The following is a 17,082-nucleotide window of genomic DNA, read 5'->3' as shown; positions in this document are numbered from 1 at the left end:
GCGGAGGCGGGGACCCATCTCCTGCCGGTTCGAAATAGCGCCGCCGGATGATGGGCACCCGCCTTCGCGGGCGCATGCAGTTTCTCAATTCACGAAAATTTAGCCGATGTTGCGGGCAAGCTCGCGGTTGAGCCACAGCGCGACCAGCGTGCCGATCGCACCCGAGAGCAGATAGGCGCCCGCGGCGAGCAGGCCGAATTCGCTCGACAGCCACAGCGCGACCAGTGGCGCGAAGCCTGCGCCGAACAGCCAGGCGAGGTCCGAGGTGAAGGCCGACCCCGTGTAGCGGTGGCGCGGCTGGAATTCCGACGACAGCGCCCCCGACGACTGGCCGAAGGACAGGCCGAGCAGCGCGAAGCCGAGCAGCATGAACGCCGCCTCGCCCGCCTCGCCGGCGCCCAGTAGCTGCGGCGCGAAGCCGCTGAACGCCGCGATCGCCGCCGCGGTGACGCCCAGCATCGTGCGGCGTCCGACGCGGTCGGCGAGCAGGCCCGAGACGATGATCGCGAGCACGCCGACGAAGGCGGCGACCGCCTCGATCAGCAGGAAACGCGCGGGCGTCTCGTCGGTGAACAGGAACACCCACGACAGCGGGAATACCGTCACCATATGGAACATCGCGAAGCTCGCGAGCGGCGCAAAGGCGCCCGCGGCGATCACCTTCCAGTTCGAGCGCAGCGTCTCGAGCATCGGGGCGGGCTCGAGGTCGCGGTGCTGGAACGAGCGCTCATATTCGGGGGTCACGACGATGCGCAGCCGCGCGAACAGCGCGACGACGTTGATCGCGAACGCGACGAAGAAGGGATAACGCCAGCCCCAGTCGAGGAAATCCTGCGCGGGCAGCGCCGAAATCAGGAACATGAAGAGCAGGCTCGCGACGATCAGGCCGAGCGGGGCGCCGAGCTGCGGTATCATCGCATACCAGCCGCGCCTGCCCTCTGGCGCATTGATCGCGAGCAGCGAGGCGAGCCCGTCCCACGAACCGCCGAGCGCCACCCCCTGCCCCATGCGGAACAGCGCGAGCAGCGCCGCGGCGCCGAGCCCGATCGAGTCATAGCCGGGAAGGAAGGCGATCGCCGCGGTCGAACCGCCGAGCAGGAACAGCGCGATCGTCAGCTTGGCGCCACGGCCATAGGCGCGGTCGATCGCGGTGAAGATCACCGTCCCGACAGGACGCGCGAAAAAGGCGAGCGCGAAGATCGCGAACGACCAGAGCGTGCCGGTCAGCGGGTCGAACTGCGGAAAGACATGCTTCGGAAACACCAGCACCGAGGCGATCGCATAGACGAAAAAGTCGAAAAATTCGGACGTGCGCCCGATGATCACCCCGATCGCGATCTCGGCGGGCGAAATCGGGTGACCATCGTCGTGAAGCGCGCGCGCGTCGCGTTCGGCCTGCTCGGTGGGCGCGGTATCGGCAACCATGAAAGCCTGTTCCTGCTTCTGACGCGGCGCCAGCCGGGCTTGCCGCCGCGCGAGTCGGTATATTAGGGCATTGGCCCCGTGCATGAAACGCCCTCTGCGTCATTGATCGCGATCAAGGGATTGGACAAAATGTCCTATGTGCAGTGCAACAAAGTCGGCCTAGTGGCGCCGCATGCCTAGCATTGCCCCCCGCCTTGCGCGCCGGTTCCGGCTGATTCTGGCCGCGGCCGCGATTCCCTTCCTTGCCGGTTGCAATATGGTCGTGCTCGATCCCGCGGGCGATGTCGCGCGCCAGCAGGGCAATCTGATCCTCGTGTCGACCGGCCTGATGCTGTTGATCATCGTCCCCGTCATGGCGCTGACGATATTGTTCGCGTGGCGGTATCGCGCCGCGAACAGGCAAGCGACCTATCGGCCCGACTGGGATCATTCGACCCAGCTCGAACTGGTGATCTGGGCGGCGCCGCTGCTGATCATCATCTGCCTCGGCGCGGTGACCTGGGTTGCGACGCACCTGCTCGACCCCTATCGCCCGCTCGCGCGCACCGCGCCCGGACAGGCGATTGCGGCCGAAACACAGCCGATCGACGTCCAGGTCGTAGCGCTCGACTGGAAATGGCTGTTCATCTACCCCGAACAGGGCATTGCGACGGTGAACGAACTCGCGCTGCCGGTGAATCATCCGGTGCGCTTCCGCATCTCGGCCTCGTCGGTGATGAACAGCTTCTACATTCCCGCGCTCGCCGGGCAGATCTACGCGATGCCGGGGATGGAGACCAAACTTCACGGCGTCTTCAACAAGACCGGACAATATACGGGTTTCTCGGCCAATTATTCTGGCGCAGGCTTTTCGGACATGCGCTTTGCGGTGAAGAGCCTGTCCGATGCCGGCTTCGCCCAATGGGTCGCCGAAACGAAAGCGGGCGGCGGAACGCTCGACCGCGCCGCATACCTCAAGCTCGAAAAGCCGAGCGAGAAGGTGCCCGTGCAGCGCTTCGCCTCGGTCGAGCCGCAACTGTTCGACGCGGTGGTCAACCTCTGCGTCGAACCGGGCAAGATGTGTATGCACGATATGATGTCGATCGACGCCGCCGGCGGTGCGGGGATCGCGGGTATCCGCAATGTGCGCAGCCTGACCTATGACAAATTCGCCGCGCGCGGCACCGAGCCCGGCTATTGGGGCAAGCGCTATGTCGGCGCGCTGTGCAGCTCGCCGCTGCTCGCGCAGGACGACCGCCCCGACGCAACCCCGGTCGACCTCGCGCCGCTGACCGGCGCCGGCCTGCCCAGCCCCGGCGAACCCGATAGCGCCGCCGTCGCCCTCGCCAGCCGCCCCGCGCCCCGATCCTGATCGACCGAGACAATCGACATGACGCCCCACCCCGCTCCCGAAACCGGCCCCTTCCTCGGCCGCCTGTCGCTCGATGCGCTGCCGCTGCACGAGCCGATCCTCGTCGTCACCTTCGTTGCGGTCGCGATCGGCGGCCTCGCGATCTTTGCGGCGATCACCAAATATCGCCTGTGGGGCTATTTGTGGAAGGAATGGTTCACCACCATCGACCACAAGAGAATCGGGATCATGTATATGATCCTGGGGCTCGTCATGTTCCTGCGCGGCTTTTCGGACGCGATCATGATGCGGCTCCAGCAGGCGATGGCGTTCGGCGGGTCCGAGGGCTATCTGCCCGCGCATCACTACGACCAGATCTTCACCGCGCACGGCGTGATCATGATCTTCTTCGTCGCGATGCCGTTCATCACCGGGCTGATGAACTATGTCGTGCCGTTACAGATCGGCGCGCGCGATGTCAGCTTTCCCTTCCTCAACAATTTCAGCTTCTGGATGACGACGGCGGGCGCCGTGCTGTGCATGATCTCGCTGTTCGTCGGCGAATTCGCGCAAACCGGCTGGCTCGCCTATCCGCCGCTGTCGGGGATCGCCTACAGCCCCAATGTCGGGGTCGATTATTATATCTGGTCGCTCCAGATCGCCGGCGTCGGGACGACGCTGTCGGGGATCAACCTGATCGTCACCATATTGAAACTGCGCGCGCCGGGCATGGGGCTGATGAAGATGCCCGTCTTCACCTGGACGAGCCTGTGCGCCAATATCCTGATCGTGGCGAGCTTCCCGGTGCTGACCGCCTGCCTCGCGCTGCTCAGCCTCGACCGTTATGTCGGGACCAATTTCTTCACCAATGATTTCGGCGGGTCGGCGATGATGTACGTCAACCTGATCTGGATCTGGGGCCACCCTGAGGTTTACATCCTGATCCTGCCGCTGTTCGGCGTCTTTTCCGAGGTCACCTCGACCTTTTCGGGCAAGAAGCTCTTTGGTTATACCTCAATGGTTTATGCGACGGTCTGCATTACCATTCTGAGCTACATCGTCTGGCTGCACCACTTCTTCACCATGGGGTCGGGCGCGAGCGTCAACAGCTTTTTCGGTATCACGACGATGGTGATCTCGATCCCGACCGGGGCGAAGCTCTTCAACTGGCTTTTCACCATGTATCGCGGCCGCATCCGTTTCGAGCTGCCGATGATGTGGACCGTCGCCTTCATGCTGACCTTTGTCGTCGGCGGGATGACCGGGGTGCTGCTCGCGGTGCCGCCGGCCGACTTCGTGCTCCACAATTCGCTCTTCCTGATCGCGCATTTCCATAATGTGATCATCGGCGGCGTGCTGTTCGGCCTGTTCGCGGCGATCAACTATTGGTGGCCCAAGGCGTTCGGTTTCAAGCTCGACGTCTTCTGGGGCAAGATCAGCTTCTGGTGCTGGGTTGTCGGCTTCTGGCTCGCCTTCATGCCGCTCTATATCCTTGGCCTGATGGGCGTGACGCGCCGGATGCGCGTGTTCGACGATCCGAGCCTGCAGATCTGGTTCGTCGTCGCCGCGATCGGCGCCGCGGTGATCGCCGTCGGCATCGCCGCGATGCTCGTCCAGTTCGCGGTGAGCATCTGGCGGCGCGACCAGCTGCGCGACGAAAGCGGCGATCCGTGGGGCGGGCGCACGCTCGAATGGGCGACCAGCTCGCCGCCGCCCGCCTATAATTTCGCCTTCACCCCCGTGATCCACGATCTCGATGCGTGGCACGACATGAAGGCGCGCGGGCACGAGCGCCCGATCGGCGGCTTTCGCGACATCCACATGCCGGCGAACACCGGTGCGGGGGTGATCCTCGCGGGGATCAGCCTGGTGATGGGCTTTGCGCTCGTCTGGCATATCTGGTGGCTCGCGGGCCTCGGCTTCGTCGCGCTCATCGCGGCGGCGATCGGCCATACCTTCAACTACAAGCGCGACTATGACATTCCGGCGGCGACGATCGCCGAGGTCGAGGATGCGCGCACCCGCCAGCTTGCGGCGGCCGGAGCCTGACATGAGCACGACCACCCTCGCCCCCGCCGCCACGACCGACGCGCCGAGCTTCTACGACCTCGACGAACAGGCGCATCCCGAAGGGCACAGCACGATGCTGGGCTTCTGGATCTATCTGATGAGCGACTGCCTCATCTTCGCGATCCTGTTCGCCTGCTATGCGGTGCTCGGCGGCAATTATGCCGCGGGGCCCGCGCCCAAGGACCTGTTCGAGCTGCCGCTTGTCGCGCTCAACACCGCGATGCTGCTCTTCTCCTCGATCACCTATGGCTTTGCGGTGCTCCAGATGCAGCAGGGCAAGGTCGCCGGCACGCAGCTGTGGCTCGCGATCACCGGCCTCTTCGGCCTCGCCTTCCTCGGCATCGAACTCTACGAGTTCCACCATTTCATCGAGATCGGCGCGACGCCGCAGCGCAGCGCCTTCCTCTCGGCCTTTTTCACCCTCGTCGGAACGCACGGGCTTCACGTGACCTTCGGCACCGTCTGGCTCGTCACACTGATGGTCCAGCTCGGCCGGCACGGGCTGATCGCGGCGAACAAGCGCCGCGTCATGTGCCTGTCGATGTTCTGGCACTTCCTCGACGTCGTGTGGATCGGCGTCTTCACGATCGTCTATCTGATGGGAATGTTGCGATGAGCGCGAACCACGACCACGCCGCGGGCGACCATCACGAGATCGAGATGCCGCACGCGTCCATGCGCGACTATATGATCGGTTTTGTCCTGTCGGTGATCCTGACCGCCATCCCCTTCTGGATGGTAATGACGATGCCGCTGTCGGCGCCAGCGACCGCTGCCATCATCATGGCGTTTGCGGTGGTGCAGATCGTCGTGCACATGATCTTCTTCCTCCATATGACGCCCAAGGCCGAAGGCGGCTGGTCGCTGACGTCGCTCGTCTTCACGATCATCGTCGTCGGGATCATGCTCGCGGGCTCCTTGTGGGTGATGCACCACCTCAACACCAACATGATGCCGACGCCGCACGACATGAACCAGCTGCCGTGAAGCGCACGCTATTGACGGCGCTCGCGCTGCTCTTCGCGGCGGGCTTCGTCGCGCTGGGGGTGTGGCAGGTCGAGCGGCGGGCGTGGAAGCACGATCTGATCGCGGCGGTCGACGCGCGCATCCATACCGCGCCGGTCGCGGCGCCGGGTCCGGCGGCCTGGCCGGATATCTCCGCCGACAAGGACGCCTATCGCCGCGTCCGCGCGAGCGGGCGGCTGCGCCACGACAGGAGCGTGCTGGTGAAGGCGGTTACCGATCGCGGCGGCGGCTATTGGGTGGTCACACCGCTAGAAACCCCCGCCTTCACGGTGCTTGTCAACCGCGGCTTCGTGCCCCAAGACAAGCGCGACGCCGCATCGCGGCCTGCGGGCCGCGTAATCGTCACCGGCCTGCTCCGGATCAACGAGCCCGGCGGGGCCTTCCTGCGCGCGAACGACCCTGCCGCGGGCCGCTGGTATTCGCGCGACGTCGCCGCGATCGCGAAGGCCAAGGGCCTCGGCCGTGTTGCGCCCTATTTCGTCGACGCCGACGCGGCGCCGAACAGCGGCGGTTATCCGGTCGGGGGACTCACCGTGGTTCGCTTTCCCGACAATCATCTCGTCTATGCCCTCACCTGGTTCGCGCTCGCCCTGCTCTGCCTGTTTTTCGCCTGGCGCCTGTGGCGTCCGGCGCCGCTTCGGTCCAATATAGGCGCGCAATGACCGACGCATCGCTGACCATCGCACCGCCCGAAGCCGACGCCGGGCGCCGCAATATGGCGCTGCTGATCCAGCTGCGCTGGCTCGCCGTGGGCGGGCAGCTCGCGACCATCGCGGTGGTGAGCGGCCTGATGGACATCGTGCTGCCGCTGCCGCCGCTGCTCGCCGCGCTCGTCGTTCTCGTCCTCATCAACCTCATTAGTCTGGCTCTGCTCGGGCGCGGGCGCGCGGTCACCAATATCGAGCTGACCGCCGCGTTGCTCTTCGACGTCGCGGCGCTCGCGTGGCAGCTCCATCACAGCGGCGGCCTCGCCAATCCTTTCGCGTCGCTCTTCCTGCTTCAGGTCGTGATCGGCGCGATCCTGCTCAGCCCGCGCTCGTCGTGGGCGATTGTCGTCGCGACGCTCGCGGGCCTCGCCGCGCTGCGGATGAATCCGACCCCGCTCCTCCTGCCCGAACGCTATGCCGTCGATCCGCTCGGCCTGTATCTGAAGGGCAGCCTCGTCTGTTTCGTGCTGATCGCGGTGCTGCTCGTCGCCTTCGTCACCCGGATCAGCCGTAATCTGCGCGAGCGCGACGCGGCGCTCGCTACGGCGCGCCAGCGCGCGGCCGAGGAGGATCATATCGTGCGCATGGGCCTGCTCGCATCGGGCGCTGCACACGAGCTCGGCACGCCGCTGTCGACGCTGTCGGTGCTGATCGGCGACTGGAAGGCGGCGCCCGCGGTCGCGCGCAACGCCGAGCTGCAGGACGATCTCGCCGACATGGACGCCGCGGTGCAGCGCTGCAAGGCGATCGTCAGCGGTATCCTGATGTCGGCCGGCGAAGCGCGCGGCGAAGCGCCGCAGCTGACGACGATGCGCGCTTTCCTGACCGACATCGTCGAAGCCTCGCGCGCCGGGCGGATGCCCGGAACGGTCGAGTTCAACGATTTGTTCGGTCCCGACGTCGCGATCGTTTCGGACCCGGCGCTGCGGCAGGTGATCGGCAATGTCATGGACAATGCCGCCGAGGTCTCCCCCGACTGGATCGGCATCACCGCGTCGCGCGACGGCGACATGGCGGTGATCGAGATCGCCGATCGCGGCCCCGGGTTCAGCGACGAGATGCTGGAACATTTCGGCCAGCCCTATCGTTCGAGCAAGGGCCGGCCCGGCGGCGGGCTCGGGCTGTTCCTGCTCGTCAATGTCGCGCGCAAGCTCGGCGGCGGCGCGAGCGTCGCGAACCGCGATGCCGGCGGCGCGCTGGTCCGCATCGTCCTGCCGATCTCTGCGATCGCGCGCGAGGAGGGAGACGCATCATGAGCGAAGCGCGGCGCCTGTTGATCGTCGAGGATGACGAGAGTTTCGCGCGCACGCTCAAGCGGTCGTTCGAGCGCCGCGATTACGAGGTGCGCGTGGCGCACGGACCCGACGAGCTCGATGCGCTGCTCGCCGACTATCGGCCGGGCTATGCGGTGGTCGATTTGAAGCTCGGCAATGCCTCGGGCCTCGCCTGCGTCCAGACGCTGCGCGCCGCCGATGCGGCGATGCGGATCGTCGTGCTGACCGGTTTCGCGAGCATCGCCACCGCGGTCGAGGCGATCAAGCTCGGCGCCTCCTATTATCTCGCCAAGCCGTCGAACACCGACGATATCGAGGCGGCGTTCGAGCGCACCGAAGGCAATGTCGACGCCTCGCTCGACGCGCGCGCGACCTCGATCAAGACCGTCGAATGGGAACATATCCACCAGACGCTCGTCGAAACCGGATTCAATATTTCGGAGACGGCACGCCGGCTCGGAATGCACCGCCGCACGCTCGCGCGAAAGCTCGAGAAAAGGCAGATCCGCTGAACGCGGCCGGGCGACCATCGCCCAAATGCGCCGCCGCACCCCGCAAGGCTTGGCAGCGCCCCCGCAAACGCGCTAGCTCGCGCCGACCCGAACGAGAATGAGGTGCTGAGTTGAAAGTTCTCCTGACCGGCGGCGCCGGCTATATCGGCAGCCATGTCGCGGTCGCGCTCGCCGCCGCCGGACACGACATCATCTGTTTCGACAATCTGTCGAACAGCCAGGCCGACGTCATCGACCGGCTCGAAACGATCACCGGCAAGCCGATCCCGCTCATCGTCGGCGACATTCGCGACCGCGCTGCGGTGCGCGGTGCGATCGGCGAGCATGGCGCCGAGGCGGTGGTGCATTTTGCGGGGCTGAAGGCGGTCGGCGAATCGGTCGCCGAGCCGATCAAATATTACGACAATAATGTCCGCGGCACGCTGTCGATGATCGAGGCGATGATCGACAGCGGCGTGAAGACGCTCGTCTTTTCGTCGAGCGCGACCGTTTACGGCCAGCCGCAATATCTGCCGCTCGACGAGGCGCATCCGACGTCGGCGACCAACCCCTATGGCCGCACCAAGCTGATGATCGAGGAGATGCTCGGCGACATCGCCGCCGCCGATCCCGACTGGCGGATCGCGGTGCTGCGCTATTTCAACCCCGTCGGCGCCCACGACAGCGGGCTGATCGGCGAAGATCCCAGCGGCATTCCGAACAATCTGATGCCCTTCATCAGCCGCGTCGCGGCGGGCCGCCTGCCCGAGCTGTCGGTGTTCGGAAACGACTATGGCACCCCCGACGGCACCGGGGTGCGTGACTATGTCCATGTCGTCGATCTGGCCGAGGGCCACGTCGCGGCGCTGGGCGCGATCGCCGCGGGCGACGCGCCGCTCGGGATCTGGAATCTGGGCACCGGCGAAGGCTATTCGGTGCTCGACATGGTCGCGAGCTTCGAGCGGGTGAACGGCGTCAAAATCCCCTATCGCATCGCCCCCCGCCGCGCCGGCGACGTCGCGAGCTGCTACGCCAGCCCCGACCGCGCGCGCGACGAGCTCGGCTGGACCGCCCAGCGCGGGCTCGACGCGATGTGCGGATCGAGCTGGACCTTCGAACGCACGCTCGCGATGCGCAACGCGAAGGGCAAGCCGGCCGAATAGCTCAGCCGATCCATCCCGCGGTCTGCGCCAGCACCCACAGCCCGATCGCGAGGAACAGCGTCGCGGCGACGAGGCGGACCTTGGCGAGATCGACGCGCTTCAGCAGTTCGTGGCCGAGGAAGATCGCCGGCACATTGGCGATCATCATGCCGAGCGTCGTTCCTGCGGTGACCGCGACGACGTCGTGGAAGCGCGCGCCGAGGGCGATCGTCGCAACCTGCGTCTTGTCGCCCATCTCGACGAGGAAGAAGGCGATGAGGGTGGTCAGAAAGGCGCCGAACCGGGGCGCCGGAGCATCCGCATCGTCGAGCTTGTCGGGAATCAGCGTCCAAGCGGCCATTGCTATGAACGACGCGCCGATCGCATAGCGAAAGATCGGACTGTCGAGGAAGGCCGCCGCCTGCGCGCCGAGCAGCGCCGCGAGGGCATGATTGGCGAGCGTCGCCGCGAGAATGCCGAAGATGATCGGCACGGGCTTTTTGAAGCGCGTCGCGAGCAGGATCGCGAGCAGCTGCGTCTTGTCGCCGATTTCGGCGAGGGCCACCACCGCGGTCGAGGTGAACAGGGCTTCCATGAACGAACTCCGGGGCCGGGCGGCTAACGATTCCAACGGACATCCCGCCCGCCGCCCGGCCCGGACGGAGGCACGATGCCATTGGTCTCGCCCGAACGGTGATCCCGCTCCCACCGCACCACGGCCTCTCGACCGAGTATGTTGACGCGGTGGCCCGTCGCAAGGCGCGACGGCTGGCTACTCCCCAGATGACGCGGGCGGATTAGCGGCGCTTCGGCGCGCTGACAAGCTTGAATCGCTAACGGGTCTGCGGCGCGGCGCCGGTCCCGTCATCGTCCTTGGCCGCCTTGTCGGCTTCGGCGACATCGGCGTCCATCGCCTTTGCCCGCGCCTCGATCTCCGCTGCCGCCTTGTCGTAGCGCGTGTCGAAATCGGGCTCGTCCTTGCAGGCGCCGAGCAGGAGCAGCGGCAGCATTATCGCGGCGCGGCGCATCAATAATTCTTGCGATAGCGGATCGACAGCGACGTCTCGCCCGATCCGCCCGCGGTGCTGAGAATCGACAGCGCGCGCGACAGGCTGATCTCGAGCTGGGTCGCGGTATAGCCGCGCCCGTCGGTGATGATCTCGACATAGATGTCGTTCGAAATATGCTGCCCTGCGGCGAGCGCGGTGCCGCGGCCTTCGGCTTCGTCGGCCCCGAGGACGCGCAGGCGGTCGATGCCGGTGGCCGACTGTAGCGAGCCCAGAGGGCTGAGGCCGCTGCCGCTGCTGTTCAGCCGATTGAGCGACGCTGCGAGTTGCACCGCCTGCAACGGCGACAGCGAGGTGATCGAGTCGCCGAACAGGATGCGCGACACGATTTCGTCCTGTGGCAATCCCGGCACGCTCGAGAAGGTGATCTGGGGAGCCAACGCGCGCCCGGACACGTTGATCGAAACCTCGACATCCTCGATCGCTTCAGTCGCGACGAGTTGGATCGACGGGTCATAGGGATCGCCCGTCGGGAAGGTCACCCGGCCTTCCTGCAATTCGAACGACCGGCTCGCAAAGACCAGCGTGCCGCGGACGAGTTCGATTTCGCCGGTTACGCGCGGCGCCTCCGTCGTGCCCGCCAACGTCACGTCGGCTTCCCATTCGGATTCGAGACCCATGCCGCTGACATAGAGTTCGTCGGGCGCGCGCAGGTGGACGTCGAGGCGCAGCGCGTCGAACAGGCTGCCGCTCGCCGCCGCCATCCCCTCGCCGGTGATCCGGCGCCGCCCGGCCGGCGCCTTGCGGCGCACCCCGCTCAGCGTCGGCACCTGCGCCGCACCCTCGCGCACATAGCGATAGCGCGTTTCGGGAAGCCGCAGTTCGCCCGACAGCAGCGCCGTCTCGCCCTTCGACTTGGTGAGCTTGAGCGTTCCCGTCGCGCGCGCAGCGATATTGTCGCTGCGCGCAAGTCGCGCATTGTCGAGCGTCGCGGTGAGGTTCATCGGATAGCCCTCGGCCTGGGCCAGGCTGATGAAGCCGCTCGCGGTGACGGCGCCGTCGCCGGCGGTCGCGGTCAGATTCCGGATCTCGAGCCGGTTGCCGCTGAAGCGGCCATCGACGGCCATATCGGTGAAGCGCGTGCCATAGGTCACATTTTCATAGGTCATGCCATTGCCGCGGACGACGCCGTTCAGGCACGGCGCCGCGAGGGTGCAGCTGAAATCGGCGGCGACCGCGACCGGCCCGGCGATCCGCTGGTCGGGCATCCCGGCAAAGGAGGACAGCGTTTCGGCGGGCCCGTTGTAGCGGATGCCGCCGCCGAGCGGCGCGGCGCGCAGCCGCTCGATCCACGGGCCGGCGCCGGAGCCGAGCGGGCGGAGCGACGCCTGCATCCGCCCGATGACGCTGCCGCGCTTGCGGATCACAGCGCGCGCCTCGCCGCCATCGGCGAGCAGCTTGCCCGCGAAATTGACGTCGACCGGCTCGCTGACCTGCGCCGCGGTGGTCCGGGTGAAATTGTCGATCGTCAGCCGCGCGTCGGCGCGGGGAAAAGCGTCGGCGCTCGCCTGAGCGAAATCGAGGCTGCCGCTCGCGCGCCCGCCAAGGCCGAGGTCGGGATAGACCGCGTTCAGCAAAGCCATATTGACCCGGTCGAGCCGGCTTTGCAGCAAAATGCCATCGCCATATTTGCCCGCGATTCGCGCGCTGCTCCGGCGCCCGAGGTCGAGCGTCGTCGGCAGCAATTCATAGCCGTCGTCGCCGGGGACGATCCGCGCCGGCGAAACGGTCTCGAACGCGATGCCGGTCGCGCGGCCCTTCACCGATGCGCGCCACAGCTCGGGCTGCAGATCGGCGTTCACCGCGACGCGGAACGGCACGCCGCTCACGCCTTCGACAAGCGCCTGCGCGCGGCCGCGGCCGCCGGCATAGTCGATCTTGACCCGGCCGACCGCGATGTCGACCTCGCGCAGCTGCGTATCGGCGAGCTGGATGTCGGCGACGACCCGCGGCTGCTCGTATAGCGTCACATCGGCATCGACCACCGCCGAGCCGACGACGAGCCCTGCGGGTCCGGGCAGCGTCATATTGTTGGCGCGCACGTTGATCGCCGCCGTCTGATACCGGCCGTCGGCGCCGAGGCGGACCAGGCCGCCGAGTCCCTGCCCCGACGCATCGAGCCGCCCCGTGAAGGGGCCGGCCTCGCTCTGCACGATGCGTCCCTTCATCTCGATTCCCGACAGGTCGGCGCGCTCGACGTCGATCGTCAGCGGCCCCGCTGCGGTGAGCAGCACGATGTCGGCCGCGAGCGGGCCATAATCGGTGTCGCCCGTCGCGGCGAGGCGATAGCCCTTGGGCGCGCCGGTGAGCCGCGCCTCGAGATTGGCGAGGCCGATCCCGAGCCCGGGCCGCTCTGCACGCAGCACCGCGCGCGGGTCGCTGATCGTCCCCGCGACCTCGACCCCGAGCGGGCCATATTGCGTCGAATTCGCGCGCGCACTGAGCTGGATGCGACCATCGGGCGAATAGCTCCCCTGCCCGCCCGTCACGCGCAGCAACGGCGCGGTCAGGCGCAGGTTGCTGAAACGGACGATCCCGTCGGTGCCATAGCGGACATTGGCGGTCGTCACCGCATTGCCGCCGAGCAGGTCGCGCACCCCGTCGTTGAAGAGCTTGGTCGAACGCGCCCGGACATTGCCCGCAATCTCGAACCCGCCGCGCGGTGCGGTCTTCAGATCCATGTTGGTGTCGATATTAAAGATGCCGACGCTTTCGATCCGGTAATTGTTGACGCGCCCGTCGATCGCCCCGGTATAGAAACCCTTGTTCGTGTCGGCGACGATGATCGCCTTCGCGTCGATGCGCGGCGAACGCAGCCGCAGATTGTCGCTGAGCAGGCGGCCGTCCGACCAGGCGAGGTCGCCGTCGAGCCGAACCTGCGTGAGCTGACCGCCCGCGACGCTATCGAGCCCGCGGATGCGCGCCGCGCGCCCCGCGACCGGGATCAATATCTGATCGGCGTCGACGCGCGCCTTGCCGCCGAGGCTCAGCGCCTCGACGATGATGTCGTTGACGCCGAGCGCGTTCGCCTTCGCCTGATATTCGACCGTCGGCGTCGCGAAGGCGCCGTCGAAGCGTGCGCTCGCGCGAACCCCGTCGCCGCGCACGCCGGGCGCGACCGCGCTTGGACGGAGCAGGACGAAGGCAAGCTGCAACGCGTCGTAGCGATTCTTGCCGAGATCGACACCGCCGCTGATCCCGAGCCGGATGGCGCCCGAGCCGACGCGCCCGTCGAGCGCCGCCTTGCGTTCGTCGAGCGCCGCGGTGAGCGCGATTTCGGTCTCGGGGCCGAGCAGCGCGGCCGCCGTGCCTTCGAGCAGGCGCGAGGGCTGCGCCCTGCCCTTGACCGCAAAGGTGCCGTCGCGCGCCGCCAGCCCGATCCGCGCCAGCGGATTGGCGCCGAGGTCGGCGACGAGCGTGCCGTCCCATTTCGTCCAGTCGCCGCGCCCATCGAGCTTCGCGGTCAGCGGCTCGGTAAAGCCGCCCATCGCCGCGAGCACCCCGCCCTGCGGCGCGCGGAGGTCGAGGGTCATCGCAAGCCGGTTCTTCTCGGGCACTGCGTCGAGCAGCAGTTTGATCGCGTCGCCCTTGGCTCCTCCTCCGATCGTCTCGGCTTTGGCGCTGATCTGTGCACGGCGGTCGGCGATCGCGACCTTGCCCGAAAGCCGCGCCTCCTGCCGCTCGCCGGCGACCGCGGGTTCGAAGACGAGGCGATCGACCGCAAGCCTGCCGACGTCGATGTCGAGGTCGGGCAGCAAGGGCTCGCCCGTATCGGGCACCGGCTTGAATTCGGGAAGCCGCTCGAGCGTGATCCGCTTCGCCGTCGCCGAGCGGATGTCGATATGGTTCGCGAGATAAGCAAAGGGCCGCCAGTCGATCCGGATTTCGGGCGAGGTCAGGAAGCGCCCCTGCGGATCGGACAGCGAAAAGTCGCGCACGATCATCTCGCCATAGAGCGAGCCGTCGAGGCGGCCGATGCCGATCTTCATCCCGTTCTCGAACTCATATTTTTCGATCTGGGTGACGACGAAGCGCCGTCCGGCATCGCTGTTGAGCCCGATCAGGAACAGCGCGACGAGCGCGATCAGGCCGAGCAGGGCTATTCCCGCGCCGCGCGCGATGCGGCGCGACCAGCCCTTCGCCGCCGGCGCCGCGGCTGCGCCCTCGGCGTCGAGGCGGGCGTCATCGGCCATCAGAAGGCCTGACCGATCGAGATATAGACGGCGATCTTCGATTCGCCCGGCTGGCGGTCGATCGGCGTCGCGATGTCGAACCGCATCGGCCCGAAATTGGTGTAGTAGCGCGCGCCGACCCCGACGCCGTAGCGCAAATCGGAAAAATCAGGCCGCGAGCTCGTATAGACCTGCCCCGCGTCGACGAAACCGACGATGCCGAAATTGCCGAAGCGATAGCGCGCCTCGACCGCGGCTTCGTTGAGGCTGCGCCCGCCGATCGGATCGTTGTTCGGGTCCTTCGGTCCCAGTTCCTGATAGCCGAAGCCGCGCACCGAACCACCGCCGCCGGCATAGAAGCGCCGCGACGGCGCGAGCTTCTCGCGCGCGGCGCCGAGGATCGAGCCGATGCGCAACCGGCCGGCCAGCACGATGCTGTCCGTCACCGGATAATAGCCGCTCGCGTCGATCTGGGTGCGCACATAGGGCGAGAAATCGCCGCGCATCGACCCTTCGGGCTGGATCAGGCTGGTCAGCCGGAACCCCTTCGTCGGATCGAGCAGGCTGTCGGTGCGGTCCATCCCCACCTGTCCGGTCAGGCCGAGGATGGTGTAAAAGTCGTTCGTCCGCTCGCCGAGCGCGAAGTCATAATCATCCTCGCGCGTCGCGATCAGGTCGGCACCATAGGCATAGGTGAACTTCTTCTGCCACAGCGGCGTCGATTCATAGGCCCAGCGCACCCCGACGCGGCCGGTCAAAGCATTATAGGCATCGTAGCGGCTGCGCGTCGCTTCGGCGACCAGCTCGAAACTCTTGTCGCGCCGCCCGGCATTGGAACGCCGCATCGTCACGCCGAGGCTCTGCTCCTGCGTGCCCGCGACGCCACGGACGATCAGCGCGCCTTCGGGCGGAAAGAGGTTGCGGTGCGTCCAGCTGGCGACGAGGCGAATCCCTTCGCCGGTCCCATAGCCCGCGGTTCCCGCGATCGTGCGCGGTGGCCCGGCGTCCTGGGTGACGTCGACCGTCACATATTCGGTGCCGTCGCCGGCGCTTTCGCCGGTCTGCTTCGGTTCGACCGCGACGTTCGAGAACAGCCCCGTCGCGACGAGTGCCTGCCGCAGATCGTCGACCTTGCGGCTGTCGTAAAGATCGCCGCGCCCGAAACGCGACAGCACCTCGACATGCTCGGCATCGAAGGCCAGGTCGCCCTTGGTCTCGATCCCGCCGAAGCGGCTGCGCGGGCCGATCGTCACGGGCAGCGTGTAGGCACCCTCGGCGGTCGCGCCGTCGAGCAATATGTCGCGCTGCCCGACCTTCGCAAAGGGATAGCCCTCCTCGGGCAGCTTGAGCGCGATCGCGGCCTCGGCACCCTGCACGCGCTCGGCGATGATCGGCTCGCCAACCTTCAGCGCGAAATTGTCCTCGATCAGCCGCGGCGGCACCGTCGGTTCGGCTTTGATCGTGATGTCGGAAAATGTGTAGCGCTCGCCGGGCGTCACCGCGATCACCGCGGTCAGCGGCCCGCGGCGGCGTCCCTGCCCTTGGCCATTGCCATTGCCTTCGGCAACCGGCGCCCGGTCGATGCGCGTTTCGATCTGCGCATCATAATAGCCTTCGGACGACAGGATGCGCTGCATCAGCTCGGCATCGGCGCCGAGCCGCGCGCGCAGCATCGCGACATTGTCGGCCTTGCCGTCGCCCTCCTCGAGCGCCGACAGGTCGTGGAACAGATCGCCGAGGTCGATGTCGGAGCGGACGTCGGGACCGTCGAGCCCGGTGATCTGGACGCTATATTCGACGCTGCGATCGCGCCCCTCTTCCTCGGGCTCGGCGAATTCGACGGGTTCGACGTTGAAATCCTCAAGCGCGGGCAGCGGCGCCGCGAGTTCGCCGTCGCTGATCGGCGCATCGCCGATCGGCTCGGCGGTATCGCCGTCGGCGAGCGCCGGGATCGGCGTGCCGTCCACCGCCGGCGGCGCCACGCCTTCGCTGTCGGCGTCCTGTCTCGCCCTATCCTGCCTGGCCCTTTCGGCCTGCTGGCGCTCGAACTCGGCGATCGATTCGAGCGGGCGGTCGAGTTCGGGATCGTCCTCGGCGCCGATCGGCGGAATCGCGTCCTCGAACTCATCCTCGTCGATGATCGGCGCGACCTCGGGCAGCTGGACCTCGGGCGGCGGCGGGGTCGGCGCCGCGATCGCGTCGGGCTCGGCTGCACCGGCGGCGTCCTGCGCTTCGGCGGCCGGGGGTGTCGGCGGGGGCGAAACCGTCCGCTCCTGCGCCGAAGCGATATGGCCGCACGCGAGCCACGATATCGAAAGGATCAGCAATGCAGGCACGACGCGCGGCGTGCGCGCGAAAGTCAGGGGCGCGAAAAATAT

General features: G+C 67.1%; 13 protein-coding genes and 1 riboswitch. Of the genes, 8 read left to right on the top strand and 5 right to left on the bottom strand.

The annotated features are described in order from the left end of the window. Nucleotides 1–99: 99 nt before the first annotated feature. Nucleotides 100–1,425 (bottom strand): MFS transporter, encoded by a 1,326-nt coding sequence (locus tag KNJ79_RS06725; protein WP_317153329.1) that lies wholly within the window; start codon nt 1,423–1,425, stop codon nt 100–102. Nucleotides 1,426–1,597: 172 nt separating this feature from the next. On the opposite strand from KNJ79_RS06725, the gene cyoA reads away from it, so the two are divergent. From cyoA to galE, 8 genes are all read left to right on the top strand, one after another. Further along, the gene (gene cyoA, locus KNJ79_RS06720) at nt 1,598–2,776 is read left to right on the top strand and encodes a ubiquinol oxidase subunit II (protein ID WP_317153328.1); all 1,179 of its coding nucleotides are present in this window, start codon (nt 1,598–1,600) and stop codon (nt 2,774–2,776) included. An 18-nt stretch (nt 2,777–2,794) separates the two neighbouring features. Then, the gene (gene cyoB, locus KNJ79_RS06715) at nt 2,795–4,804 is read left to right on the top strand and encodes a cytochrome o ubiquinol oxidase subunit I (RefSeq protein WP_317153327.1); all 2,010 of its coding nucleotides are present in this window, start codon (nt 2,795–2,797) and stop codon (nt 4,802–4,804) included. Between the two features lies 1 nt (nt 4,805). Then, a complete protein-coding gene (gene cyoC / locus KNJ79_RS06710) occupies nt 4,806–5,441 on the top strand; it encodes a cytochrome o ubiquinol oxidase subunit III (RefSeq protein WP_317153326.1) in 636 nt (211 codons plus the stop codon). Continuing rightward, the gene (gene cyoD, locus KNJ79_RS06705; RefSeq protein WP_317153325.1) at nt 5,438–5,812 is read left to right on the top strand and encodes a cytochrome o ubiquinol oxidase subunit IV; all 375 of its coding nucleotides are present in this window, start codon (nt 5,438–5,440) and stop codon (nt 5,810–5,812) included. Before cyoC ends, cyoD begins: the two co-directional genes overlap by 4 nt. Further along, entirely contained in the window at nt 5,809–6,513 is a 705-nt protein-coding gene (locus tag KNJ79_RS06700; protein ID WP_317153324.1) for an SURF1 family protein, read from the top strand. Before cyoD ends, KNJ79_RS06700 begins: the two co-directional genes overlap by 4 nt. Next, complete coding sequence (locus tag KNJ79_RS06695) at nt 6,510–7,814, top strand: ATP-binding protein (protein WP_317153323.1); 1,305 nt, start codon at nt 6,510–6,512, stop codon at nt 7,812–7,814. The genes KNJ79_RS06700 and KNJ79_RS06695 overlap by 4 nt, the downstream gene beginning before the upstream one ends. Beyond that, nucleotides 7,811–8,344, top strand: a complete 534-nt coding sequence (locus KNJ79_RS06690; RefSeq protein ID WP_317153322.1) for a response regulator transcription factor — start codon at nt 7,811–7,813, stop codon at nt 8,342–8,344. Before KNJ79_RS06695 ends, KNJ79_RS06690 begins: the two co-directional genes overlap by 4 nt. A 110-nt stretch (nt 8,345–8,454) precedes the next feature. Beyond that, nucleotides 8,455–9,486 (top strand): UDP-glucose 4-epimerase GalE, encoded by a 1,032-nt coding sequence (gene galE / locus KNJ79_RS06685; RefSeq protein WP_317153321.1) that lies wholly within the window; start codon nt 8,455–8,457, stop codon nt 9,484–9,486. Between the two features lies 1 nt (nt 9,487). Here the strand turns inward: galE and KNJ79_RS06680 are convergent, their stop codons facing one another. From KNJ79_RS06680 to KNJ79_RS06665, 4 genes are all read right to left on the bottom strand, one after another. Next, a complete protein-coding gene (locus KNJ79_RS06680; RefSeq protein ID WP_317153320.1) occupies nt 9,488–10,060 on the bottom strand; it encodes a TMEM165/GDT1 family protein in 573 nt (190 codons plus the stop codon). Nucleotides 10,061–10,153: 93 nt separating this feature from the next. After that, nucleotides 10,154–10,261: riboswitch (yybP-ykoY riboswitch) on the bottom strand. Nucleotides 10,262–10,298: 37 nt separating this feature from the next. Next, the gene (locus tag KNJ79_RS06675; RefSeq protein ID WP_317153319.1) at nt 10,299–10,475 is read right to left on the bottom strand and encodes a hypothetical protein; all 177 of its coding nucleotides are present in this window, start codon (nt 10,473–10,475) and stop codon (nt 10,299–10,301) included. Nucleotides 10,476–10,492: 17 nt separating this feature from the next. Continuing rightward, nucleotides 10,493–14,725, bottom strand: coding sequence for a translocation/assembly module TamB domain-containing protein (locus tag KNJ79_RS06670; protein WP_317153318.1), 4,233 nt, complete (start codon nt 14,723–14,725; stop codon nt 10,493–10,495). Next, entirely contained in the window at nt 14,725–17,040 is a 2,316-nt protein-coding gene (locus KNJ79_RS06665) for an autotransporter assembly complex protein TamA (RefSeq protein ID WP_317153317.1), read from the bottom strand. The genes KNJ79_RS06670 and KNJ79_RS06665 overlap by 1 nt, the downstream gene beginning before the upstream one ends. Between the last annotated feature and the right edge of the window lie 42 nt (nt 17,041–17,082).

The sequence above is a fragment of the Sphingopyxis indica genome (assembly GCF_032879645.1).
Classification (GTDB): Bacteria; Pseudomonadota; Alphaproteobacteria; order Sphingomonadales; family Sphingomonadaceae; genus Sphingopyxis; species Sphingopyxis indica.
Note: the sequence above shows the minus strand (reverse complement) of the source record. Positions and strands in the feature narration are given on the sequence as shown.